The organism is Dinoroseobacter sp. S76 (assembly GCF_049801095.1).
Taxonomy (GTDB): Bacteria; Pseudomonadota; Alphaproteobacteria; order Rhodobacterales; family Rhodobacteraceae; genus Dinoroseobacter.
Genome location: NZ_JBNAGH010000005.1, coordinates 217,708 through 239,745 on the forward strand (window position 1 = coordinate 217,708; position 22,038 = coordinate 239,745).

The 22,038-nt window shown below is 67.0% G+C and carries 21 protein-coding genes and 1 riboswitch; of the genes, 9 read left to right on the top strand and 12 right to left on the bottom strand.

Going from position 1 to position 22,038, the window contains the following annotated elements; all coding sequences use genetic code 11:
* Both ACP153_RS15860 and ACP153_RS15865 read left to right on the top strand, forming a co-directional pair.
* Window positions 1-1,062 carry an NAD(P)/FAD-dependent oxidoreductase gene (locus tag ACP153_RS15860; protein ID WP_424971989.1) on the top strand — a complete coding sequence of 354 codons (1,062 nt, stop codon included), beginning with the start codon at window positions 1-3 and terminating at the stop codon, window positions 1,060-1,062.
* Window positions 1,059-1,790: a TSUP family transporter gene (locus tag ACP153_RS15865; protein ID WP_424971990.1), complete on the top strand. Its 732-nt coding sequence runs from the start codon at window positions 1,059-1,061 to the stop codon at window positions 1,788-1,790. The genes ACP153_RS15860 and ACP153_RS15865 overlap by 4 nt, the downstream gene beginning before the upstream one ends.
* Here ACP153_RS15865 and ACP153_RS15870 read toward each other — a convergent pair.
* Window positions 1,777-2,319, bottom strand: coding sequence for an NADPH-dependent FMN reductase (locus tag ACP153_RS15870; RefSeq protein WP_424971991.1), 543 nt, complete (start codon window positions 2,317-2,319; stop codon window positions 1,777-1,779). The two genes, ACP153_RS15865 and ACP153_RS15870, sit on opposite strands and share 14 nt — an antisense overlap.
* Window positions 2,320-2,676: 357 nt before the next feature.
* Between ACP153_RS15870 and ACP153_RS15875 the strand changes: the two genes are divergently transcribed.
* The 4 genes from ACP153_RS15875 to cobO all read left to right on the top strand — a co-directional run bounded on the left by ACP153_RS15875 (window position 2,677) and on the right by cobO (window position 4,928).
* Window positions 2,677-3,147, top strand: coding sequence for a hypothetical protein (locus tag ACP153_RS15875; protein WP_424971992.1), 471 nt, complete (start codon window positions 2,677-2,679; stop codon window positions 3,145-3,147).
* Between the two features lie 85 nt (window positions 3,148-3,232).
* Window positions 3,233-3,589: a CidA/LrgA family protein gene (locus tag ACP153_RS15880; protein ID WP_424971993.1), complete on the top strand. Its 357-nt coding sequence runs from the start codon at window positions 3,233-3,235 to the stop codon at window positions 3,587-3,589.
* A complete protein-coding gene (locus tag ACP153_RS15885; protein ID WP_424971994.1) occupies window positions 3,586-4,302 on the top strand; it encodes an LrgB family protein in 717 nt (238 codons plus the stop codon). The genes ACP153_RS15880 and ACP153_RS15885 overlap by 4 nt, the downstream gene beginning before the upstream one ends.
* Window positions 4,303-4,313: 11 nt before the next feature.
* Entirely contained in the window at window positions 4,314-4,928 is a 615-nt protein-coding gene (gene cobO / locus ACP153_RS15890) for a cob(I)yrinic acid a,c-diamide adenosyltransferase (protein ID WP_424971995.1), read from the top strand.
* A gap of 61 nt (window positions 4,929-4,989) precedes the next feature.
* Here the strand turns inward: cobO and cobN are convergent, their stop codons facing one another.
* From cobN to ACP153_RS15915, 5 genes are all read right to left on the bottom strand, one after another.
* Window positions 4,990-8,742, bottom strand: coding sequence for a cobaltochelatase subunit CobN (gene cobN, locus ACP153_RS15895; RefSeq protein ID WP_424971996.1), 3,753 nt, complete (start codon window positions 8,740-8,742; stop codon window positions 4,990-4,992).
* Between the two features lie 71 nt (window positions 8,743-8,813).
* Window positions 8,814-9,296 carry a hypothetical protein gene (locus ACP153_RS15900; RefSeq protein ID WP_424971997.1) on the bottom strand — a complete coding sequence of 161 codons (483 nt, stop codon included), beginning with the start codon at window positions 9,294-9,296 and terminating at the stop codon, window positions 8,814-8,816.
* Between the two features lie 157 nt (window positions 9,297-9,453).
* Window positions 9,454-9,912: a GNAT family N-acetyltransferase gene (locus ACP153_RS15905; RefSeq protein WP_424971998.1), complete on the bottom strand. Its 459-nt coding sequence runs from the start codon at window positions 9,910-9,912 to the stop codon at window positions 9,454-9,456.
* Window positions 9,909-11,027, bottom strand: a complete 1,119-nt coding sequence (gene cobW, locus ACP153_RS15910) for a cobalamin biosynthesis protein CobW (protein WP_424971999.1) — start codon at window positions 11,025-11,027, stop codon at window positions 9,909-9,911. Before cobW ends, ACP153_RS15905 begins: the two co-directional genes overlap by 4 nt.
* 131 nt (window positions 11,028-11,158) lie before the next feature.
* Entirely contained in the window at window positions 11,159-11,842 is a 684-nt protein-coding gene (locus ACP153_RS15915) for an energy-coupling factor ABC transporter permease (protein WP_424972000.1), read from the bottom strand.
* Between the two features lie 33 nt (window positions 11,843-11,875).
* A riboswitch (cobalamin riboswitch) is annotated at window positions 11,876-12,099 on the bottom strand.
* Window positions 12,100-12,287: 188 nt separating this feature from the next.
* On the opposite strand from ACP153_RS15915, the gene smc reads away from it, so the two are divergent.
* Window positions 12,288-15,740, top strand: coding sequence for a chromosome segregation protein SMC (gene smc, locus ACP153_RS15920; protein WP_424972001.1), 3,453 nt, complete (start codon window positions 12,288-12,290; stop codon window positions 15,738-15,740).
* A 41-nt stretch (window positions 15,741-15,781) separates the two neighbouring features.
* On the opposite strand, the gene ACP153_RS15925 is transcribed toward smc, so the two are convergent.
* Both ACP153_RS15925 and ACP153_RS15930 read right to left on the bottom strand, forming a co-directional pair.
* Window positions 15,782-16,459: a hypothetical protein gene (locus ACP153_RS15925; protein ID WP_424972002.1), complete on the bottom strand. Its 678-nt coding sequence runs from the start codon at window positions 16,457-16,459 to the stop codon at window positions 15,782-15,784.
* A 161-nt stretch (window positions 16,460-16,620) separates the two neighbouring features.
* A complete protein-coding gene (locus ACP153_RS15930; protein WP_424972003.1) occupies window positions 16,621-17,331 on the bottom strand; it encodes a methyltransferase domain-containing protein in 711 nt (236 codons plus the stop codon).
* Window positions 17,332-17,501: 170 nt separating this feature from the next.
* Here ACP153_RS15930 and ACP153_RS15935 point away from each other — a divergent pair, with 170 nt between their 5' ends.
* Window positions 17,502-17,852 (top strand): hypothetical protein, encoded by a 351-nt coding sequence (locus tag ACP153_RS15935; protein WP_424972004.1) that lies wholly within the window; start codon window positions 17,502-17,504, stop codon window positions 17,850-17,852.
* On the opposite strand, the gene ACP153_RS15940 is transcribed toward ACP153_RS15935, so the two are convergent.
* From ACP153_RS15940 to ACP153_RS15955, 4 genes are all read right to left on the bottom strand, one after another.
* Window positions 17,849-19,018, bottom strand: a complete 1,170-nt coding sequence (locus ACP153_RS15940; RefSeq protein ID WP_424972005.1) for a lytic murein transglycosylase — start codon at window positions 19,016-19,018, stop codon at window positions 17,849-17,851. The genes ACP153_RS15935 and ACP153_RS15940 overlap by 4 nt on opposite strands.
* Window positions 19,019-19,101: 83 nt before the next feature.
* Complete coding sequence (gene cbiB, locus ACP153_RS15945) at window positions 19,102-20,013, bottom strand: adenosylcobinamide-phosphate synthase CbiB (RefSeq protein WP_424972006.1); 912 nt, start codon at window positions 20,011-20,013, stop codon at window positions 19,102-19,104.
* Entirely contained in the window at window positions 20,010-20,978 is a 969-nt protein-coding gene (locus ACP153_RS15950; protein WP_424972007.1) for a threonine-phosphate decarboxylase, read from the bottom strand. The genes cbiB and ACP153_RS15950 overlap by 4 nt, the downstream gene beginning before the upstream one ends.
* A complete protein-coding gene (locus ACP153_RS15955; RefSeq protein WP_424972008.1) occupies window positions 20,975-21,367 on the bottom strand; it encodes a DUF1636 family protein in 393 nt (130 codons plus the stop codon). The genes ACP153_RS15950 and ACP153_RS15955 overlap by 4 nt, the downstream gene beginning before the upstream one ends.
* 280 nt (window positions 21,368-21,647) lie before the next feature.
* Here ACP153_RS15955 and ACP153_RS15960 point away from each other — a divergent pair, with 280 nt between their 5' ends.
* Window positions 21,648-22,007 (top strand): hypothetical protein, encoded by a 360-nt coding sequence (locus ACP153_RS15960; protein WP_424972009.1) that lies wholly within the window; start codon window positions 21,648-21,650, stop codon window positions 22,005-22,007.
* Window positions 22,008-22,038: the final 31 nt, after the last annotated feature.

The window sequence follows — 22,038 nt, forward strand, 5'->3', positions numbered from 1 at the left end:
TTGGCAATTGCGGATGTGACCGTTCTCGGGGCCGGGATTTTCGGGCTCTCGGCCGCCTATGCCTGCGCCCGGCGCGGGGCGCGAGTGCGGGTGATCGAGGCGGCGCGGATCGGCGCGGGATCCTCGGGCGGGGTCGTCGGCGCGCTGGCCCCCCATACGCCGGAAAACTGGAACCCGAAGAAGCAGGTACAGTTCGACAGCCTCATGCGGGCCGAGGCCTGGTGGACCGAGATCGCGGCGGGTACGGGGATGGATCCGGGCTATGCGCGGCTGGGCCGGGTGCAGCCGCTGGCCGAAGACCGTGCGCTGGATCTGGCCAAGGCGCGGGCCGTGCAGGCAGAGAGCCTGTGGCAAGGGCGCGCGGCATGGCGGATCCGGCCGGTTTCGGACTTCCCGGGCTGGGCGCCAGAGAGCCCCACCGGTCTGCTGATCCACGACACGCTCACGGCACGGCTTCACCCGGCCAAGGCCTGCGCAGCCATGGCCGAGGCCCTGCGCCAGATGGGAGCGGAGATCCTGATCGGCGATCACGCCCCGCACGGCAAGGTGATCGAGGCCACCGGGGCTGCAGGGCTGGCGGAGCTCAGCACCGCGCTCGGAGCCATGGTCGGCAACGCGGTGAAGGGGCAGGCGGCAGTGCTCGGCCATGACGCGCGGGATCTGCCGCAGCTCTTTGTCGAGGGGCTGCACATCGTGCCCCATACGGATGGGACCACGGCCGTGGGCTCCACCTCGGAGCGAGAATTTGACGACCCCAAGAGCACTGATGCCCTGCTTGACGATGTGATTGCTCGCGCGCGCCGTGCCGCGCCGGTTCTGGCCGAGGCCCCGGTGCTCGCGCGCTGGGCCGGGCTGCGCCCCCGGGCCAAATCCCGCGCGCCGATGCTCGGTGCCCATCCCCTGCGCCCGGATCGGCTGATCCTGAATGGCGGGTTCAAGATCGGCTTCGGCATGGCGCCGGAACTCGCCGAGATGGTCGCCGATCTGCTGCTCGACGGTCAGGACCGCATCCCCGAAGGCTTTCGCCCAGAGGCCAGCCTGCCGCGCGCGCCCGTGGCATGACGCTGCTGGGTTACGAACCGGGCGTTCTGGCCTTCGCCTTTGCGGCGGTGTTTTGCGGCGCGCTCTTGCAGCGGCTGGCGGGGCAGGGGTTCGGAATGCTGGCCGCGCCGCTCATCGCCATGGTTGCGCCGGAGGTCCTGCCCGCAGCGCTTCTGTTTCTCGGGATCGCCGTTGGGGCGGGCGCGGTGTCGGTCGACCGGACGCAGCTCAGCCGGGCGGAGCTGCTGCCCGGTTTTGCCGGGCGCACCCTGGGCGCGGTGCTGGCGGCGATGATCGCCGCCCGGCTCGCGGCCCCCGAGGCGCTCGCGGCCCTTGTCGCGCTCATGGTCTATCTCGGGATTGCGCTGTCCCTAATCGGGCTGCGGGTGCCGATCATCGCGCCGACGCTCTTTGGCGCGGGCACGCTGGCGGGGATCATGGGGACCCTGACCGCAGTGGGCGCGCCACCCATGGCGCTGCTCTATCAGCACGAAACCCAAGCCCGTTCAGCCGCGATGCAGAACGCGTTCTTCGCCTTCGGCATGGCTGTGAGCGTGGCGGCGCTCGGCTGGCAAGGGCTGCTCAGCCTGCGCGCGCTGGGCTTTGCCGCACTCCTGTCGCCCGCCGTGCCCCTGGCGCTCTGGCTGGCGCGCCCACTTTCGGCGCGGGTGGCGCGCCATGCCATCCGACCCTGGGCGCTGGGCCTCGCGGGGCTGGCCGCGACGACCCTGCTGATCAGGCTGCTGTAGCCGCAGCGCGCAGCTTGGCCATCAGGGCATCGAGGATCTCCTGATAGCTCTCACCGGTCAGGGCCCCGGCCTCGTCGAACTCCCGGAAGGCTCCGGCGACCAGCACCTCCGGCCCCGGCAGGACCTGCGCCTGAAAGGGCATCATCGCCAGCCGCAGCGCATAGGCCGAGCGCGCGCCACCGGAGCGTCCGGCCGCAGCCCCGATGATCGCCACGGGCTTGTCCTGCCACGGCTTGCCCTCGACCCGGCTCACCCAGTCGAGCGCGTTTTTCAGCACGCCGGTAAAGCTCTGGTTGTATTCTGGCGAGGCAATGATCACCGCATCTGCCGCCGCGATCTGGTCCGCGAGGGTCTGGACCTCCGCCGGGATGCCCTGGGCCTCGAGATCTCCATCATAGAGCGGGAGGCGCAGATTGCCTTCGGTGAACGCGGCGGGCCCGAACCGGCTCGCGGCCTCGCGCAGCAATTTGGAGTTGAAGCTCTCGGCGCGCAGGGACCCGGAGATCCCCAGAAGTTTTGGCGTTGTCATGACCTGTCCTTTTTCCTTTGCCCCAGTGGTAGCCGCCCCCGGACCGGAGGCCTAGGGGGCGTTGTGATCAGGGGCGCACGCGCCGTGTGCGCAGCCCCGCGCGGGGCTGGCGCATCTACCGAATGCCGCCGAGCTGATCCCTTTCGGGCCATCCCTGCCGCGCCTTTGAGCAGGCACCGGACAGGGCGCGGCATTTTTGTCGCCCGTAGGTCAAAAACCCGCTCCGCACGGGACCGGTTCCCTCGCCTCGTACGACTTTGGTCGTAGATTTGTGCTGCGGGAGGACCGAACCGCACCGGATCCGCCGGTGTCCCATCCACTTCAAGGCGGCACAAAGGCCGCACCCGCGAGGCCCCTATGACGGAACTTCTGACGGCGCTGATGCTCTGGATCTCAGCCAATACTGCCTATGATACGGCGGGCATCCCTCTGCCGGATGTGATCGAGATGACCCCGGTGGAGCTGACCGCCGAATACTACACCGATGTCCCTCACCTGATCCCGGCCCAGGGCGTCGATAGTCGTGTCCAGGCGCTCTATTCCCCCCGGGAGGGCACCCATGGCCGGGTCTATGTGCTGGCTGCGGAATGGGTGGAGGGGGCGGATCAGGATGATGATCCCTATACCAACCCGGCCTTCCGCGAGATGGTCCTTCATGAGCTGATCCACCACCTGCAGTTCCAGACCGGCGTGGCGGAGACCTATCTCTGCCCCGCTCAGGGCGAGACCGAAGCCTATGCTGCCGGTGGGCTTTATCTGCGCCAGATGCACGCGCCGGACCCGCTGCCCAATCGCAATTTCTGGGCCCATGTCTATTCGCGCTGCTAGCGCTGCCGGTGTTTCCCGATTGCGCCCCGGGCCGGGGGCTCTAGGCTGGCCGGATCTGCCCTGCCCTGACCAAAGGACCCTTGCGATGATCCTGCATCTTCTGGTGCTGCTGGCCTTTCAGCTGATTGGCGAGGTTCTGACCCGGACCCTGGGCCTCCTGGTGCCCGGGCCGGTTCTGGGGCTGGTGCTCTTGCTGGCTTTCTTCCTGCTCGTGCCCAAAGTGGCCGACGCCGTGCGCCCCACGGCAAGCGGGCTCCTCTCGCATCTCTCGCTGCTCTTTGTGCCGGCAGGGGTGGGCGTGGTGGCCCATCTCGACGTGCTGGGCAGCAATGGCGGCCCGCTGATGGCGGTGCTGGTGGTCTCGACGCTGGTGTCGATCGCGGTGGGGGCGCTGGTCTTCACCGGGGTCGCGCGGCTGGTCGGTCGGAGGGCAGGGGGATGAGTGATCTCGGCGCGATCTGGGTTTACCTGTCCTCCGAGCCGCTCCTCTGGCTGACCGCGACGCTCGCGGCCTATGTGATTGGCGACGCGCTTTTCCGCGCTTCGGGCCGCGCGCCCCTGGTGAACCCGGTGCTGGTGGCGGTGGCGCTTCTTGCGGCGGTGCTCTGGCTGTCGGACACGCCCTACCAGACCTATTTCGAGGGTGCGCAATTCGTCCATTTCATGCTTGGCCCCGCCACTGTGGCGCTGGCGGTGCCGCTCTATACCAACCTCGCCAAGGTGCGCGCCGCGGCCCTGCCCATGATCGCGGCCCTTCTGGCGGGCTCTCTCACGGCCATGGCAACCGCGGTTGGGCTCGGCTACGCGCTGGGCATTCGGGGCGAGGTCCTGATGTCGCTCGCGCCGAAATCTGCCACTGCTCCCGTGGCGCTCGGGATCTCCGAGGCAATCGGCGGCTTGCCCACCCTGACAGCGGTGCTCGTGATCCTGACCGGCATCATCGGCGCGGTCTTCGCCACGCCGCTCCTGAACCTGCTGCGGATCCATGACTGGCGCGCCCGGGGCTTTGCCACCGGGGTTGCTGCCCATGGGATCGGCACCGCCCGCGCCTTTCAGGTCAATGAGACCGCCGGGGCTTTCGCCGGGATCGGCATGGGCGTAAACGCTGTACTGACCGCCGTGCTCGCCCCGGTGCTCATGGGGCTGATTTTCTGAGGGAGGATGCGATGACCGAGACCAATGACGCCGCGCGCCACAATGCCAAGATGGCCAAGAAGAAGGCCGCGCGCGACAAGATCATGGCGACCAAGACTGATAAGAAGGGTCTGATCATCGTCCATACGGGCAAGGGGAAGGGCAAATCCTCCGCCGCCTTCGGGATGATCTTTCGCTGTATCGCCCATGAGATGCCTTGCGCCGTGGTGCAGTTCATCAAAGGGGGCATGAGCACCGGAGAACGTGATCTGATCCTGTCCCATTTCTCTGACCGCTGCGCCTTCCACACCATGGGCGAGGGTTTCACATGGGAGACCCAGGACAAGGACCGCGATATCGAGATGGCACAGGCCGCCTGGGCCAAGGCCAAGGAGCTGATCCGCGATCCCGCGAACAAGATGGTGCTGCTCGACGAGATCAACATCGCCCTGCGCTACGACTATCTCGATATCAACGAGGTCGTCGCCTTCCTGCAAACCGAGAAACCAGAGATGACCCATGTGGTCCTGACCGGGCGCAACGCCAAGGAAGAGCTGATAGAGGCCGCCGATCTCGTCACCGAGATGGAGCTTGTGAAGCACCCCTTCCGCTCAGGGATCAAGGCCCAGATCGGCGTGGAGTTCTAACGGCGCCCCCTCGCGCAACGCGGGGGCAGCACGCCTGCCCCCTTCATTGTTCCAAAAATACTCATGCGCCGGAGGCCTCCCGCGCCGGCCCGCCCGGGGCAGCGAGATCTCTCAGCTGCGCTTTGGCGCTGTTCGAGCGCGGTTGCCAAAGCCCCCGGTCAATGGCTTCGCTGAGCCGCTCGGCAATCTCGCGCAAGGCATCCGGATTGGCCTCGGCGATGAAGGCGCGGGTCTCCTCATCCTCCAGCATTGCTGCATGGACCAGATCGAAATGGTGGCTTGCCACCGCGCCCGTGGTGGCTGCAAAGGCAAAGAGGTAATCCACCGTCGCCGCGATCTCGAAAGCGCCCTTGTAGCCATGGCGTTTCACCCCGGCGATCCATTTCGGGTTCACCACGCGGGAGCGGACTACCCGTCCTATTTCTTCCTCCAGCGTGCGGATCACCGGACGTTCCGGGCGGGAATGGTCATTGTGATAGATCGGCCGCTCCTTGCCCTGCAGGGTGGCCACCGCCGCCGCCGCGCCGCCCTCGAACTGGTAGTAATCATCACTGTCCAGAAGGTCATGCTCGCGATTGTCCTGATTCTGGACAATCGCCTCAGCCTGGCTCAGCCGTGCGGTGAACCCCGCGCGATCCGGTGTGCCCTCCTCCGCGGCGCCATAAGCATAGCTCGACCAGGCAATATAGGCCTCGGCCAGATCCGCCTTGTCAGCCCAGAGCCGCTCATCAATCATCGCCTGCAGGCCAGCCCCATAGGCCCCGGGCTTTGAGCCAAAGACCCGCGCGGTCTGCCCTTCGGCCTTCGCGCGCGCCGCGGCCGGGTTTTCCGCCTCGGGCTCGTCCAGCGCCATGACCGCCCGCGCCGCACTGTCCACCAGCGCGATCTGCTGGGGAAAGGCATCGCGGAAAAACCCCGAGACGCGCAGGGTCACATCCACACGTGGACGCCCCAATACGGACAGGGGCAGCACCTCGAACCCGGTGACCCGGCGATTGGCACTGTCCCATTGCGGCTTTACCCCCATCAGGGCGAGGCACTGGGCGATGTCATCCCCGCCCGTGCGCATATTCGCCGTGCCCCAGGCCGTCAGCAGCAGGGACCGGGGCCAATCCCCGTGATCCTGCAAATGCTTCTCGATCAACAGGTTTGCCGAAGCCCAGCCCAGCTTCCACGCGGTGGGCGTGGGGATCGCGCGACTGTCGACACTGAAGAAATTCCGTCCCGTGGGCAGGACATCCATGCGCCCCCGTGTGGGCGCGCCGGAGGGCGCCGGGGCGACGAACCGCCCTGACAGGGCTGTGAGGAGGCCCGATTTCTCCGCCGGCCCGCATTCCGCAATGGTCGGCAGGACATGGTCTGCAATCGCCTCGAGAACCGCGCGGCTCGCCGGACCTGGTGCGGCCATGCCGCCCTCGACACACGCCACGGCCAGAGCCTCCAGCCGCTCCACCGTGTCGCCATGACTGCGCCATGGATCAGAAAGAAGACCTGCCAGAAGATCGGGACGCGGCCCCGCCCAGGGGGCCGCCATCTCGCAATCAAGCGGGTCGAAGCCAAGCGCCAGATCCCCTGCAAACGCCCGCAGGAGCGAGGCGTCGCCCTCCTTGCCGTCGCCCCGGGGCAGGCGGGTCAGCGCGATCGCAAGATCGCGCGCAAGATCGCCCTCGGGCGCGGTGCCAAAGATATGCAAACCATCGCGGATCTGCGCCTCTTTCAACTCGCAAAGATAGGCGTCGAGTTTCGCGAGATCGCCATCCTCATCGCCGGTAAACCCGGCATCCTTGTCGAGCCCGGTGACCGAGGTCAGGGACAGGATCTCGCGCCGCAACTCGGTGATCCGGCGCGGGTCGACACCGGCGGCCTCGTAATACTCGTCCACCAGCGCCTCGAGATCACGCAAGGGCCCATAGGTCTCTGCCCGGGTCAGGGGCGGGGTCAGATGGTCGATGATCACCGCCTGCGCCCGGCGCTTGGCCTGAGTGCCTTCGCCGGGGTCGTTGACGATGAAAGGGTAGATATGAGGCAGCGGCCCGAAGACGACTTCTGGAAAACAGGCCTCGGACAGGGCCACGGATTTTCCCGGCAGCCACTCGAGATTGCCATGCTTGCCCATATGGACGAGCGCATGGGCGCCATGGACATGGCGCAGCCAGAAGTAGAAGGCCAGATAGTTATGGGGCGGGACGAGATCAGGCGCGTGATAGGTCTCGGTCGGGTCGATGTTATAGCCGCGCGCGGGCTGGATCCCGACCACCACATGTCCATAGCTCAAGATCGATAGGGCGAAGGCCCCGCTCGGGGCAGCGTCGGAATTGAGTATTTGAGGAACAATGAAGAAGGGGTCGTCTTCCGGGGCGCCCCAGCGGTCCTCAATCTGTTCGCGGGCCGCAAGCGGGAGGGCGCGGTAGTGGGCGAGGTAGGTCTCCAGCGGCAGGCGTTCGCCGCCCGTGCGCGCTGCCCGGTCGGTCAGCCAATTGGTCGGGCCCTGCCGGATGGCGGCCATCAAGGCAGCGCTGTCCTTGGGGGCATCTGTGACCTGGTAACCTTCGGCGGCGAGGCGCGTGAGCATCCGCGCGGTTGCCTCGGGCGTATCGAGGCCCACGCCATTGGCGAGCCGTCCGTCTTTGTTCGGGTAGTTCGCGAGAATCAGCGCCGTGCGCCGCTGGCTGACCGGGGACCGGCGCAGGGCGGCCCAGTTCGCCGCGAGATCGGCCACAAAGGCGATCCGGTCGCCCTGGGCTTGATAGGTCGCGATGGTGCATTCGGTGGCTTCGTCGAAGAAGGCCTCGCCCTTGAAGCTGACGGCCCGGGTCAGCACACGGCCATCGACCTCCGGCAGGGCGACATTCATGGCGATATCGCGGGCTGAGAGGCCGGTTGTGCCCTCGGCCCAAGCCTCTTCGCTGCTGCCGGCGAGCACGACCTGAAAGACCGGGGCGCCCTGGGCTTCGGCCATGGTGAGCGGGTTGGTCCCGCTTTTGCCGGCACCATCGGGCGTGCCCACCGCAAAGCTCGTGCAGTTCAGGATCACATCCGGCGGCGCCTGGGTGAAGAGCCCCTGCAGGGTTGCGACCGAGACCGGATCCTTCAGGGAGGCCACAAAAACCGGCAGCGGGTTCAACTCCTTGCGCGCGAGCGCCCGGACCAAACGGTTGATCGGGTGAAGGCCCGCTCCCTGAACCAGCGCCCGGTAAAAGATCAGGGGCACAACGGGCGCATCCGCCTGCCATTGCGCCTGCACCGTCGCGAGATCGCTCAGCCCCGCCCCGGGCCAATAGACCCCGGCCCGCAAGAGCGGGGCGGCGGCGGGCGGTTCTGGGGTCTCAGGATCCAGCAGATGCTGCGCATAACCGAGGAAATTCGCGGCATTCTCCGGCCCGCCTTCGACCAGATAGGACCAGAGCGCGTCATATTCCGCGCCGCGCAGGGTCGAGAGCTCTCGCAGACTGTCATCGGGTTTGTCATCCCCGGGCAGCAGGATCACATGGCCCCCCGCGGCCGCAACCCGTGCCGCATATTGCTCGGCCCCGTAGCGCCAATAGCCCAGCCCGCCCAGCACACGCGCGACTACCAGCCGGGCCTTGGAGGCGCAGTCATCGATATGGAGATCCACGGACATCGGGTGGCGCAGATGCATCATGCTCGCTAGCCGCAGGTTCGGTGGCGCGGCCATCTCGGCGCGCGCTGCGCTCAGGGCGGCCAACTCTGTATCGGCGGCGGAAATGAAGACCAGATCGGCGGGGGTCTGACCCAGATCGACAGGCTCCTGCCCGTCATCGATGCTGCCGGGTGTCGCGGCCAGAAGATGCATGTTGCGCCCCGTTTCTCCAAGTGCAGCGGCGGGTCTATCAAGCCTGCCTCAGCCGGGCAATGGTCGCGCCTCTAGCCCTTGGAGAAAATCGGTGGCCCTTTCAGGACGATCTCGGCCGGGCGTTGGGGGCTGCGGGTCAGCTCCCGCTCATAGAGGACCAACTCATCATTCCCGAGCTCTTCGGAGCTGGCCTCGTAACGGTTGCGCCGCAGCGCTTCGGCTTGGACCGGGTGCATCCGATCGACCCAGGCCCGCAGGACCCGCAGGCGCAGGCTGCGCGCCAGCGTTTCGACCTGTTCGATCAGGATATCGGGCAGGCTGCCCGGCGCCTCGGCGGCGACAAAGCGAAAGGCGCTGACCAGACCGAAACTGCCCATGTTGCGCAGGGCGATGCAGCCGAGGCCGACCTCATCCCGGGCTGCAAGGTAGAAATAGCCGTTGGGTCCGGTCACGTCGGACATATCCGGACGGGTCCGCGACTTCGGCGGGATCAGCAGGGTCTGCGCCAGAGGATCAAACGGGGTTGTCCGGTAAATCCGGATCTCGCGTGGCATATGCTCATAACTCCGGGTCCGCGGACGGACCCATACCCCTCGACCAAAGTATGACTGCTTGTGGCGCGAAAGGCGAGGATCAAATCCAGCTTTACGCTGCGACAAAGAGCGATCCGGCGGGAAATTGGCTAAAATTCGCGCCGAAACCTGCGTCGGATCAAGCTCGGAGCGGCTTTTCGTAGAAGCGACTCAGGGGATCGTCGAGGTAATCGCCGAACGGTCCACGGATCGCGAATCCCTCCCGCTCGTACAAGGCGCAGGCGGAGATCAGGTCGGGACCGGTTTCGAGCCGCAGGATCGGGAGGCCCTTTTCCCGGGCAAAGGCCTCCAGCGCTTGCATTAGGGCTGCGCCAGCGCCGAGCCCGCGCGCCTCGGGGGCAACGAACATGGACTTGATCTCGCCATAGCCATCGCGCGTCGCGAGGGCCGCGCAGCCGATGGCCTGACCGCCCGACATGGCCAGAAAGAACTGGATCCGGGGATCGTCGAGATCCTCGGGGGCCATGCTGTAATTCACCTCTGCCGGATAGCGGTCCATCATCATGGCGGCACTCGCCCCGAGCAGCGCGCGCGCCTCGGGGCTGAGCGGATCGCCCGGCGTGACGGTGACACTCATGCCCGTAGGGCCGCGTCGATCGCGGCCTGATCAAGCCCGGCCTGACCGATTACCACGAGACGGGTCTCGCGCGCTTCGGATGCGCCGAGGGGGCGGTCGAAATAGGTGTCGATCCGAGGGCCTACCGCTTGCAGGGTCAGGCGCATGGGCTTGCCCGCCACGGCGGCAAAGCCTTTGAGACGCAGGATGTCATGGGCCTCGATCACGCTTGTGACATGGGCGGCGAAGGCCGCGGGGTCGGTGATCTCGGGCAGGGTGACCACGAAAGAGGTGAAGGCATCATGGTCGTGGTCATGGTGGTGATGATGCGCGTGATCATGGTCTTGTTGATGATCATGGTCGTGCGAGTGGTCGTCATGGTCGTGAGGGTGGTCGTCCGCGTGGTGATGGTGGTGATGCACCTCGCTTCGCGCGTCCAGATCCGCCTCGGCTCCGATCCCCTGGCCCAGCAGGACATCCACGGGCAGGGCGCCCTGGGTCGCGCTGACCACCTGTACCCCGGCGCGGGCTTCGGATTTCAGCTTGCCGGTCAGGGCCTCGGCTTCCGCCGGGCTCAGCAGGTCGGACTTGTTCACCACAAGCATATCCGCGCAGGCCACCTGATCCTCGAAAAGTTCCGAGAGCGGGGTCTCGTGATCAAGGTTCTCGTCCAGCTTGCGCTGGGCATCCACCGCATCGACGGAGTGGGCAAAACGCCCCTCTGTCACGGCCTTGCCATCGACCACGGTCACCACGCCATCCACGGTCACCTTGGTCGAAATGCCCGGCCAGTTGAAGGCGCGGACCAGCGGTTGTGGCAGGGCCAGCCCCGAGGTCTCGATCACGATGTGATCCGGGGGCGTCTCACGGGCGAGCAACGCCTCCATGGTCGGGATGAAGTCATCGGCCACGGTGCAGCAGATGCAACCATTGCTCAGCTCCATGATGTCGTCTTCGGTGCAGGTCTCGTCCCCGCAGCCCTTGAGGATATCCCCATCGACGCCCAGATCGCCGAACTCGTTGATGATGAGCGCGATCCGCTTGCCCTCGGCATTGGCGAGCATGTGGCGGATCAAGGTCGTCTTTCCGGCACCGAGAAAGCCGGTGACGACGGTCGCAGGGATCTTGGCTGGCATGGGACACTCCGGTCTGAAATGCGCGCTCCGCCCGGACGGGGGCGGAGCCATGTGAGGGGCCGAAGGCGCGGGCGCGCTGCGGCTGTGATGAAAGGGCCCGGACCGCGCGGCGATCCGGGCAAAGGAAAGGCTCAGGCGCTGTGCCCGTCATGCAGATGCGGGTGGAAGAGCGCCGAGCGAGAGATGTCGCGCCCGGCCTTGGCCGCGGCCAGCACGGCAAGATCCGCAAGGGGCTCGATCAGGATCACCAGCATATAGGCGGCCCCAAAGCTCGCGATCGCCGCGAGGTTCTCGGCGCCAAAGCCCGAGCCATAGAGCGCCCAGAACCCGACCCAGGCCACGACGCCCGCCTGATAGGTGGTCGATAGCTTGAGTGCCTGCACATAGCTCAGATCCACATAGGGCGTGCCCGGCGCGATGATCCGTTTCGCAAGGGCACTGATCGCAAAGAGCGGCACCAGCAGGGTCGTCACGTTCATGAAGTATTGCGGCAGATCTGCAGGGGCGAAAAGCATCCCCTGGGCCAGCAGCCCGAGCATCAGACCCAGCGCCGCCGGCGCCGCGCCAAAGAGCAGGAAGAGCGTCGAGCCCAGGATGAAATGCACTTCCGAAACCCCGACCGGGAATTTCGGCAGCACTTCAAAGAAGAAGAAAACGGCCAGGGTCGAGGCCGCAACACGGGCGGCAAATCCGGGAATGCGCGTGGTTTTCAGCGTCTCCCAGGCCAGTTTCGCCGTCCAGACGCCTGCGCCTGCGGCGGTGGCGTAGCTCAGGGCAAGTTTGGCGCCGTTTACGACGCCGGGTTCGATATGCATGTCAGTCTCCTTAACCTGTCACACCCGACAGGAACGGTTGCAGTCTGCATGGCTGGTCTCCTGGCTCGCGGGTCGATGGGTGGCACCGGCCTTCCCAGAGCGCCTGCTCCAGTGGCGTGTCGGTGACCCTCTCCGCATACAGTCGCGGGGGCGGCTGAGGCTTGGGCCCTCCGGGTTGGATCGGGCCGTTCCACATTCCCATTTGATCCCCCGGGCGCTTGGCGCTGGCACGGGGAACCATGCCCGGCGTTTGTGCGCGCGGGATGCGCGGGGCGTCAAGATCCGAATGCGCGCGGGGGTGCCGCAGGGGGCGCGGATCATCTTGAAGGCACCGCAATATATCGCGGATTTCGACTTATCCACGACGATATTTGGTGGCGGGATTGACTCATGGCCCGTGGGTCGTGACCCTCGGAGGTTGAAGAATCATGTCCGGAGAACACCGATGCGGTTCAACCGACTGCGCCTGAATGGCTTCAAAAGCTTTGTGGACCCGACCGATCTCATCATCGGGGACGGGCTGACCGGCGTGGTCGGGCCGAATGGCTGTGGCAAGTCGAACCTGCTCGAGGCTCTGCGCTGGGTGATGGGGGAGAACCGGCCCACCGCCATGCGTGGCGGCGGGATGGAGGATGTGATCTTTGCCGGGGCCGCCAGCCGTCCGGCCCGGAACTTCGCCGAAGTGGCGCTGATCATGGACAATTCCGACCGCCGCGCGCCTGCGGGGTTCAACGACACGGACCAGCTCGAGATCATCCGCCGGATCACCCGGGATGTGGGCTCGGCCTACAAGACCAATGGCAAGGATGTGCGGGCGCGCGATGTGCAGATGCTCTTTGCCGATGCCTCCACCGGGGCTCATTCTCCGGCACTGGTGCGGCAGGGCCAGATCTCCGAGCTGATCAACGCCAAGCCCAAGGCGCGCCGCCGGATTCTCGAGGAGGCAGCTGGGATCTCCGGCCTTTACCAGCGACGGCATGAGGCCGAGCTGAAGCTCAAGGGCGCGGAGACCAATCTCGACCGGGTCGATGACGTGCTGGAGGCGCTCGCGGCGCAGCTCTCGACCCTCGCGCGGCAAGCCAAGCAGGCCGCGCGGTATCGCGAGATCGGCACGCAACTGCGGCAGGCCGAAGGGCTACTGCTCTATCGGCGCTGGCGCGAGGCGGATGAGGCGCGGCTCATCGCGGTGCAGGCCCTGACCACCCGCACCACCGAGGCGGGTGCAGCCGAGACCGCCGCGCGGCAGGCGGGACAGGCCCGCGTCAAGGCCGATGAAGCCCTGCCGCCTCTGCGCGAGGAGGAGGCAATTGCCGGGGCCGTGGTCCAGCGCCTCCATGTGCAGCGGGACACGCTGGCGGATCAGGAGACGCGCGCCCGGGACGCGATCGACACCCTGACCGGGCGGATCACCACGCTCGAGGCGGATATTGCCCGGGAGGCGGAGCTCAACAAGGATGCGGGCGAGACCATCGACAAGCTCGAATGGGAGCAGGGCCAGATCGCCAAGGCCACCGAGGGTCATGACGAGAAGCTTGCCGAGGCGGCGGAGGCTGCGCGGGCGGCGGGCGAGGTCCTGACCGATCGCGAGACGACGCAGTCGGAGATGACCGAGGATGTGGCGCGTCTTGCGGCCCGGCACCAATCGACCCAGCGCCTCTTGCAGGAGGCGACGCGCACCGAGGCCCGCGCGCAGGAGCAGGCTGCCAAGGCCGACACGGCCCTTTCGGAGGCGCAGGCGGGTCTGACCCAGGCAGAGGCCCGGTTTGCCGAGGCTGGTACGGCGCAGACGGCGGCCCAGTCCGAAACCGAGGCGGCCGAGGCGGCTCTCACCGAGGCCGAGGCGCGTCGTAGTGCTGTGCAGGGCGAGGAAGCCGATGCCCGCGCCGCCCGCTCCGAGGCCGAGGGCGAAGCGACCGCTCTGCGGGCCGAGGTGGGTGCCTTGGAGAAACTCGTGGCGCGCGACCGGGCCGAGGGCGGACAGGTGCTGGATGCGGTGACCGCCGCGCCGGGCTTTGAGGCCGCACTCGGGGCCGCATTGGCCGATGATCTGAAAGCACCTGAGGTCGAGGGCGACCGCTCGGGCTGGCACCTCCTGCCGGGCTATGACAGCGCGGCCACTTTGCCCGATGGCGCGACGCCTCTGGCCGAGCATGTCACGGTCCCGGGCGTTTTGGCGCGCCGCATGGCGCAGGTGGGGCTCGTGGATCGGTCCGAGGGCGCGCGGTTGCAGCCCGCTTTGCGCCCGGGTCAGCGCCTCGTGTCGCGGGAGGGCGATCTCTGGCGCTGGGACGGTCTGGCGGCCCGCGCCGAGGACGCGCCCTCGGCCGCCGCAGCCCGGTTGCAGCAGATCAACCGTCTGTCCGCGCTGAAGTCTGATCTTGAACGGGCGGAGGCGCAGGCGAGCACCGCGCGGGCCAGCCATGAGGCCCTGCAAGCGGATCTGCGCGCTGCTGCCGACGCCGACCGGACGGCCCGCGAAGCGCGCAAAGCGGCCGAGCGCAGCTTGGGCGAGGCGAGCCGTGCCCTGAGCCGGGCCGAGGCCGACAAGAATATCATGGCGGGCAAGCTCGAGACGCTCTCGGGTTCGGTCGCGCGCTACCGCGACGAGGTGCTCGAGGCACGCAAGGCCCTGTCCGAGGCGCAGGCCGCGCAAGCCGGGCTCGGCGATCTGGAAGCCGCGCGCGCGCAGGTCGAGGCGATCCGCGTCACCGTGGACGCAGCGCGGATGACCATGCTCGCCAAACGCTCCGCCCATGACGAGCTGCGCCGTGAAGGTGAGGCGCGCACCCGCCGCAGTCAGGAAATCACCCAGCAGATCAGTGGCTGGCGCCACCGGCTGGAGACCGCCGAGGCCCATAAGGCCGAACTGGAGGGGCGGCTTGAGAACAGCCGTGCGGAGTTGAAAACAGCCACCGCCGCCCCGGGGGAGATCGCCGCCAAGCGCGAGGCGCTGGCCCATGAGATCTCGCGGGCCGAGGCGCGCAAAGCCGCCGCCGCCGATGCCCTGAGCACCGCCGAGGGTGCTGCCCGCAAGGCCGAGCAGGCGGAGCGGGATGCGGAGCGTGCCGCCTCCGAGGCGCGGGAGGCCCGGGCGGCCTCCGAGGCCCGGGCGGAGGCCGCTGCCGAGACCGTGGCCCTGGCTGCCGAACGGATCCAGGAGGCGCTGGAGGTCACGCCGCAACAGCTCCTCGATACGCTCAAGGTCGATGCCGATGGCATGCCCGCTGCCGAGGCCATTGAAGCCGAGGTCAACCGTCTCAAGCGTCAGCGCGACGCCATGGGGGCCGTGAACCTGCGGGCTGAGGAAGACGCCAAAGCCGTCGACGAGGAATACCAGACGCTGATCTCGGAGAAGGGCGATCTGGAAGGCGCGATCGGCAAGCTGCGCACGGGCATCTCCAGCCTGAACAAGGAGGGGCGCGAGCGGCTTCTGACGGCGTTCGAACAGGTGAACGAGAACTTCTCAATGCTCTTCACCCACCTCTTTGGCGGCGGGGAGGCCAAGCTGGTGCTGGTGGAATCCGACGACCCGCTTGAAGCCGGGCTCGAGATCATGTGCCAGCCCCCGGGCAAACGCCTGAGCACGCTCAGCCTGCTCTCGGGCGGGGAGCAGACCCTCACGGCGCTCGCGCTGATCTTTGCGGTCTTCCTCGCCAACCCGGCGCCGATTTGCGTGCTCGACGAGGTCGACGCGCCGCTCGACGACGCAAATGTCACGCGCTTCTGCGACCTGCTGGACGAGATGACCCGGCGCACGGAAACGCGCTTCCTGATCATCACCCACCACGCGGTGACCATGGCGCGGATGGATCGGCTCTTTGGGGTGACCATGGGCGAGCAGGGGGTCAGCCAGCTCGTCTCAGTGGACCTGCGCAAGGCGGAAACGCTGGTCGCATAGCATGTGCGCGTCGGGGTCAGCCCGGGCTTGAACTCTGCCGGTCAGTTTGGCCGGTAGTCTGGACCGGAGCACGGAAGAAGAAAAACACCGCTGTTTGGACGGAGTGCGTAGTCCGGTTTACACTCGAACGCATGGTTCAGTTCCACCGCCGCGCCGGGTTTGTCCGGGAACACACCAGAGATGTCGTAGGCAAAGCTGCTTTGCGGATCATAGGCTCCATGCGGCCATGTCTTGTAGGACGCGATGTAGATCCGGTGATAATAGGCGGCCTTGCTGGGCACGCGCGCCGGTTCCGTAAAGAAGTGCCGCCACGCTCCGGAGACATGGTCAGACAGGCCGTCTCCGAATTCGGAATTCGGGCGGGCGTCATGGGCGTTCACCCAGATCTCTGCCAATTGCGCAGACTGGCTCGGGGTCATGCTCTCGAGGCCGACATAACACGTCCCCGATTGGTAGAGCACGGACACGGCGGGATCTGGTGCTGAAACATCAATGCGCGTTGCTGTTCCTCCGAATCTCGAGGCAACCGGGTATTGGGAGACGGTGAACCCGGCGCGTTGAAAGTTTTTGAGGACGCGCTCTTTGTTGAGGGGCTCAGAACACGCCCTGACCGCCTTTTGCGCAACCGCAAAGCTTTGCGGGTCCGCGGGGACGGAGCTGATGAATGTGGGGTCGACCGGGGGGACCGTGCATCCGACCAAGGTGAGAAAGGCGATCAAGGATCGCGCCGCGTGCCATCGCATCCTGCACTCCAATCAAAACAAACCCGGCAACCAAAGATGGTCTTTGGGTATCACGCCCGTGCGGTTGCAATCGATGTGACGTAAGCGCTTCTGTCCACTTTGGGAGCTGTCAGCCGGGTTGTGGCCGGGGGAGGTCCTTAACGGGCCCGCAGGCTCGCCCAGAAAAACCCGCCCTCGGGTTCGAGGCGGATGACCGTCCATCCTGACAGCGCAGCGAGCTCCTCGATCTCGTGGGGTTCGGGGTGGAACCAGCCGAATTCGGGGCCGATCTCGCCCTCATAGGAGAGGCGGAGTTTCAGCTCACCGCGCCGTCGACCCTCGTCCAGGTTGCGCGCATGATAGGCGAGGTGACGGGGATTGTCGGTCCCCCGCACATTGATGCCGGTCAGCAGGAGCTGGCCGTCCTCTGCGCAGATCTCCCGCAAGCGGTGCAAGAGGGTTGCGCTGCCCTCGAAGGAGCCTCCGATCCCGATATTGTTCCCAAAGAGCGTGATATGTGCCGGCACAAACGGCAGCTCCGGCGATTGGTCCGACAGGGCATCGAAGGCGCCGACTCCGGTCAGCCCCTGCGCCCGGCACACCGCCAAAGCGCCGTCCGAGCTGTCCAGACCGAAGGCCGCGTGGCCATGCGCGCCGAGCCATCTCAGGTGGCGGCCCGCGCCACAGCCGAGATCCAGAGTCGGCCCGTCGATCAGCCGCAGGGCGGGGGCTTCGAACGCGAAGGGCTCCTCCTGAAAATAGAGGGCCGGGCTGTGCTCATCCGTCCAGCCATCGTCCCGCAGCACCTTGAGCGGCGTGTCCGTTTGCCCGTTGTAATACCCCAGAAGGGCCTTGCCGAAGATATCCATGGCCGCAGGCTATCGAGGGGCTGATCCCGGAACAACATCGGGCGCGGCTTGGCCGGGCAAATCGCGGGATGACACCTCCGGAGGCGGTCCTGCGCACGGCCCTGACCGAATTGTGACGGGAGACTTCGCCAAGACCGGGCTACCATCCAGGCACAGCACTCGGAGGCCCCATGCGATACCTGACACTTGGACTGATTTTCCTCGCCCTTCCGGCGACCGCCCAAGAATGGGCTGTGCGCGACGGGGACGAGGCCTTGGCGCAAGCAGCCCTGACCGAGCGGCTCGTAGGCCAGCAAATCCAGTTTTACGACAACGGGATTTCCCGGTTCGAGACCGATGGGCGCTACTCTTATACCTATGATCAGGGCGGCACGGCCTATGGCCAATTCGAGATCGCCGAGGACGGGCTCGTCTGCATCGATTTTATCAACGGGTTCTCTCGCTGCGACCGCTACGTCCAGAATGGCGAGCGCTTCATCCTGCTGACCACGGACGGGCTGCGTTTCCCGATCCGGCCCTAGAGCTTCGACAGAAGCGCCGCAGTCGGCCAGGCATCGGCGGGCAGGCCCAGACGCTGCTGCTCGGCCTGCACGGCGGCGCGGGTGCGGGCCCCGAGGATCCCGTCGATCTTGCCGACGTCATGGCCCCTGGCCTGCAGCCGGGTCTGCAGCTGCTTCATTTGCGCGTCATTGAGGCCGGGCTCCGGGGCGCCCGCGTCAAAGACCGGTGCCCCGGAGAGGCGTGTGGCGAAATAGGCCGCCGTGGTGACATAGACGAAGCTCTGGTTCCATTCGAAGAACACATCGAAATTCGGATAAGCGAGAAAGGCCGGGCCTTTGCGCCCCTGGGGCAGGATCAGCGCGGCCTTGAGCCCACTCTGGATCTCGCCCCAGCGCGGGGTCACCCCCATCCGCGCCCAGTCGCGCCCGGATTTGCGGTGGGTGAGGCCCGTTTCTGCCCAGTTCAGGGTATCGGGGACCGAAACCTCCTGCAGCCAAGGCTCGCCCTTGCGCCAACCCAGCCCGCTCAGCATGTTCGACCCGCTCAGCAGCGCATCGGGGGCCGAGGTCTTGAGGTAGACATGGCCGTCGCCATCGCCGTCGATCCCCTTGGTGAGGATATCCTCGGGCAGCATCTGGACCATGCCGATCTCTCCGGCCCAGGCGCCTGTGGTGCGGGCCGGGTCGAAATCGCCCGCCTCATAGAGCTCCAGCGCGGCGAAGACCTGCGGGCGGAAAAGCTCGGGACGGCGGCAGTCATGGGCGAGGGTGACCAGCGAGTTCAGCGTGTTGAAATCGCCCTGCACCGCGCCGTAATCGGTCTCCAGCGCCCAGAGGGCCAGAAGAACCCCGCGCTGGACGCCGAAGCGCGCTTCGGCCTGATCGAAGACCGCGTCGAAGCGCTCGGCATTGCGGCGGCCATTATCCATGCGGTTCTGGCTGATCACCCGCCGGGCGAACTCGGTGAAGGGCATCTTGAACACGCCCTGGGCCCGGTCCGCGCGCAGGGTCCGGCTGTCCTGGGCGGCGGTGCGAAAGAAGGCGTCGACGGTGGCTTTGCTGTGGCCCTTTGCCTGCGCCTCGGCCTTCAGCCCGGAGACAAAGCTCGAAAAGCTGCCACCGCATTGGGCTGCGGCGGTTCCCGTTAGAGCGAGCGAGATCAGGATCGGCAGGATGGTCTGGCGCATGGGGCTCCCCTCAGGCTGGTCGCGGCGACGGTAGCAGGCTCGTGCCCGACCGCAAGCGCCCAAGGGTTAACGCAGAGCGCGGATCAGACCACGGCGAGGATCGCCACCAGCGCCATGGTCAGGCCCCAGGCTCGCCAGAGCGCGCGGCATGCGGCCTCGATGGTCTCGGGGCCCGGGCTGCGGCTGCCCTCGGGATGGACGAAAGGGAAATCGCGCATCTCGCCCTCATAGCTGCGCGGCCCGGCCAGCGCGGTGCCGAGGGCAACGGCCATGGCCGCTTCGGGCCAGCCGGCATTGGGCGAGCGGTGCAAGGGGGCGTCCCGGGCGATCAGCGGCCAGTCCTGCGGGCGGCCTGCGGCCACGAGGATGACGAGCGCGCTTAGCCGCGCAGGCACCCAGTTCAGCAGGTCGTCAAAGCGCGCGGCGGCCCAGCCGAATTCCGCGTGGCGTGGGGTGCGGTAGCCGATCATGCTGTCGGCGGTGTTGGTGATCTTGTAGAGCATCAGCCCCGGGAGCCCGCCGACCAGGAACCAGAAGGCCGGGGCCAGCACCCCGTCCGAGAAGTTCTCGGCCCCGGATTCGATGGCGGCGCGGGCCACCCCGGGCGCGTCGAGCGTGGCGGTGTCCCGCCCTACGATCATCGCGACGGCGGTGCGGCCCTGGGGCAGGCCCGCCTGCAGGCCCGTGGCGACGGCGCGCACGTGCTCCACGAGGCTGCGATGGGCCAGCAGGATCGCGGCGAGTATCGCCTCGACGATCCAGCCGAGGCTGGCCAGCGCGAGCCCGAGCGCCAGCGCGCCGAGGCCCAGGGTCACCATCACCAGCACGCCCCGGAACCGGCCGTCCTTGCCGGTGTTCAGCCGTGCATCCGCCCCGCCGATGAGCCGCCCCATGAGCACCGCCGGATGCGGCAGTCGCGACCAGAGCCAATCCGGCTCGCCGAACGCCGCATCGAGCAGGAGCGCCACCAGCAGGATCGCGGCATGTTCCGTCATGACAGGGCCTTCTCCAACCGCACCCAACCCTCTGAGCTGCCGGGCAGGCCGAGCCGCAGCCATGTGTCGGAATAGGGGAAGCGGCGGGCGAGGATGTGACAGGCGCCGAGCCGGTCCTGCGCAGCCTCCGCCGAGGGCGTGTCATAGAGCCGAAAGAGCGGCGTGCCCCCCAGAACGCGCCAGCCCGCGCCCATGGTCAGCCGGTCGAGCCGGTTCGCGTCCTGGGATAGGCGAGCGCGGGTCGCATCGGCCCAGCCATGGTCCGAGAGCGCCGTCTCACCAATCCGCAGGGCCGGGCCAGAGACCGCCCAGGGTCCGATCCGCTCGCGCAGCGGGGCCAGTGTGTCGGGATGGCCGATCGCAAAGCCCAGCCGCAGCCCGGCGAGCCCCCAGAACTTGCCAAAGCTCTTGAGCACAAGGGTCCCGGGCCGCACGGCCCGGGCGATCAGGCTCGCCTCGGGCATCACGTCGCAAAAGCTCTCATCGATCACCGTGAGCGCGTCATCCGCGGGGATCTCGTCCCCGCGCCATGCCCGCCCATCGGGATTGTTGGGATGCACGACCACGCGCGCCTGCAGGCCGGTCGTATCAAGCGGATCCTGCGTGACCTCCCAGCCATGGGCGGCGAAGGCGGCCCCATGCTCGTTATAGGTCGGGCCCGGGATGGCGACGCGACCCGGGCTGTGCAGCCCGGGCAGGCTCGCGATCAGGGCCGAGGCGCCGGGGGCGGGCAGGATCTCGGCCCCGTCGGGGACCTGCCAGAAGGTGCGGGCCGCCGCGATCAGGGCCTCAAAGGCGGGCCGGTCGGGCAGGGCGGTCCAGTCGGATGGAGAGAACGCGCCCACAGGATAGGGCACCGGGTTGATCCCGGTCGACAGATCCAGCCAGGCATCCGGCGCGCCGCCCCAGCGGGCGCGCGCCGCTTCGATCCCGCCGCCATGGTCGCGGGGCGGGGGCCGGGTCATGGGGTCTGATCCTCGGCCTCATCCGCGGGCAGGGGCAGGTGGCGGGTCACGAAATGCCCCTTCACCCCTTGCGGCCAGGTCCGGTAGGGCACCTGTCCGGTCTCCGACGCCGCATGGAGCGCGGCATAGTCCACGATGGCCTCTGCCGCTTCGGCTCCCGCCTCGAAATCCCCCAGCGTATAGGCCAGCTTGCCGGCTCCCTGGATCGTCACATTGCATCCAGCCTTGCAGCCCATGAGGCAGGAATGCCGCCGGGTCCGGACCTCAGCGGTGCCTTTCGCTGCAGCCTCGATCAGGTCGGCGAGCACTTCGCCATCCGTGGTTTCGATCCCGCGATCTTCCCAATCGGCGCGTTTGCAAGTGTCGCAGATAGTGATCCAGCTGGTCATGGCTCGTCCTTGGTCCGTGGCGATGGCGCGTTCCCCGTCATGTCCCGCATTTCGCGCCGGGGTTCAATCGGCGATGCGATCTGGGGTGACCCAACCCCGACCTGCAAAGCAAGACGGCAGATTGGTTTCCCCAGTGGTAAACCATGAGTGAAAAACCGCCGATCCATTCAAATTTTGAAGATGGGGTCAAAAAGTATTACCGATCCGGCAGACTTATCGGCTAGCTTGCCCGCAGTGCGAGCCCGGCGGCCCTGCCGTCCAGAATCGCCAAGGGGGTAAAATGCGCGTTTTGATCGTCCATGGCCAGGCGGGTCTTGCCGGTATTTGGGCTTCACATCTCAAGCGCGGCGGCGCCCGTGTCGACTGTGTGTCGGCGCAGGAAGACGCTGTGCGGCATCTGAGCGAACATCCGGTGGATGTGGTTTTGCTCTCGCTGACCCTTGCGGAGGGCAGCGCTTTGGCCATTGCCGATTACGCCAGCTATCGCCGCCCTGATACCCAGGTGATCTTCGTCAACAACTCGCAATTTTTCAGCGACGGGTCGATTTTCAACCACGTTTCAAACGCCCGGGCGATGATGCCCGAAGACACCCCGCCCGAAGACCTGACGGCGATGGTGGAGCACTACGCCACCCACTGATCCTTGCTGAAAAGCAGCCGAACGCGCGGCC

Excerpts from the sequence above, each read along its gene's own strand:
- ACP153_RS15950 (WP_424972007.1), bottom strand. The coding sequence starts at position 20,978 with ATGACCCGGCCCCCGCCCCGCGACCATGGCGGCGGGATCGAAGCGGCG.
- ACP153_RS15870 (WP_424971991.1), bottom strand. The coding sequence starts at position 2,319 with ATGACAACGCCAAAACTTCTGGGGATCTCCGGGTCCCTGCGCGCCGAG.
- cbiB (WP_424972006.1), bottom strand. The coding sequence starts at position 20,013 with ATGACGGAACATGCCGCGATCCTGCTGGTGGCGCTCCTGCTCGATGCG.
- ACP153_RS15935 (WP_424972004.1), top strand. The coding sequence starts at position 17,502 with ATGCGATACCTGACACTTGGACTGATTTTCCTCGCCCTTCCGGCGACC.
- ACP153_RS15960 (WP_424972009.1), top strand. The coding sequence starts at position 21,648 with ATGCGCGTTTTGATCGTCCATGGCCAGGCGGGTCTTGCCGGTATTTGG.
- ACP153_RS15955 (WP_424972008.1), bottom strand. The coding sequence starts at position 21,367 with ATGACCAGCTGGATCACTATCTGCGACACTTGCAAACGCGCCGATTGG.
- ACP153_RS15905 (WP_424971998.1), bottom strand. The coding sequence starts at position 9,912 with ATGAGTGTCACCGTCACGCCGGGCGATCCGCTCAGCCCCGAGGCGCGC.
- ACP153_RS15885 (WP_424971994.1), top strand. The coding sequence starts at position 3,586 with ATGAGTGATCTCGGCGCGATCTGGGTTTACCTGTCCTCCGAGCCGCTC.
- cobW (WP_424971999.1), bottom strand. The coding sequence starts at position 11,027 with ATGCCAGCCAAGATCCCTGCGACCGTCGTCACCGGCTTTCTCGGTGCC.
- ACP153_RS15900 (WP_424971997.1), bottom strand. The coding sequence starts at position 9,296 with ATGCCACGCGAGATCCGGATTTACCGGACAACCCCGTTTGATCCTCTG.
- ACP153_RS15930 (WP_424972003.1), bottom strand. The coding sequence starts at position 17,331 with ATGGATATCTTCGGCAAGGCCCTTCTGGGGTATTACAACGGGCAAACG.
- ACP153_RS15940 (WP_424972005.1), bottom strand. The coding sequence starts at position 19,018 with ATGCGCCAGACCATCCTGCCGATCCTGATCTCGCTCGCTCTAACGGGA.
- cobO (WP_424971995.1), top strand. The coding sequence starts at position 4,314 with ATGACCGAGACCAATGACGCCGCGCGCCACAATGCCAAGATGGCCAAG.
- ACP153_RS15865 (WP_424971990.1), top strand. The coding sequence starts at position 1,059 with ATGACGCTGCTGGGTTACGAACCGGGCGTTCTGGCCTTCGCCTTTGCG.
- ACP153_RS15875 (WP_424971992.1), top strand. The coding sequence starts at position 2,677 with ATGACGGAACTTCTGACGGCGCTGATGCTCTGGATCTCAGCCAATACT.
- ACP153_RS15880 (WP_424971993.1), top strand. The coding sequence starts at position 3,233 with ATGATCCTGCATCTTCTGGTGCTGCTGGCCTTTCAGCTGATTGGCGAG.
- cobN (WP_424971996.1), bottom strand. The coding sequence starts at position 8,742 with ATGCATCTTCTGGCCGCGACACCCGGCAGCATCGATGACGGGCAGGAG.
- ACP153_RS15915 (WP_424972000.1), bottom strand. The coding sequence starts at position 11,842 with ATGCATATCGAACCCGGCGTCGTAAACGGCGCCAAACTTGCCCTGAGC.
- smc (WP_424972001.1), top strand. The coding sequence starts at position 12,288 with ATGCGGTTCAACCGACTGCGCCTGAATGGCTTCAAAAGCTTTGTGGAC.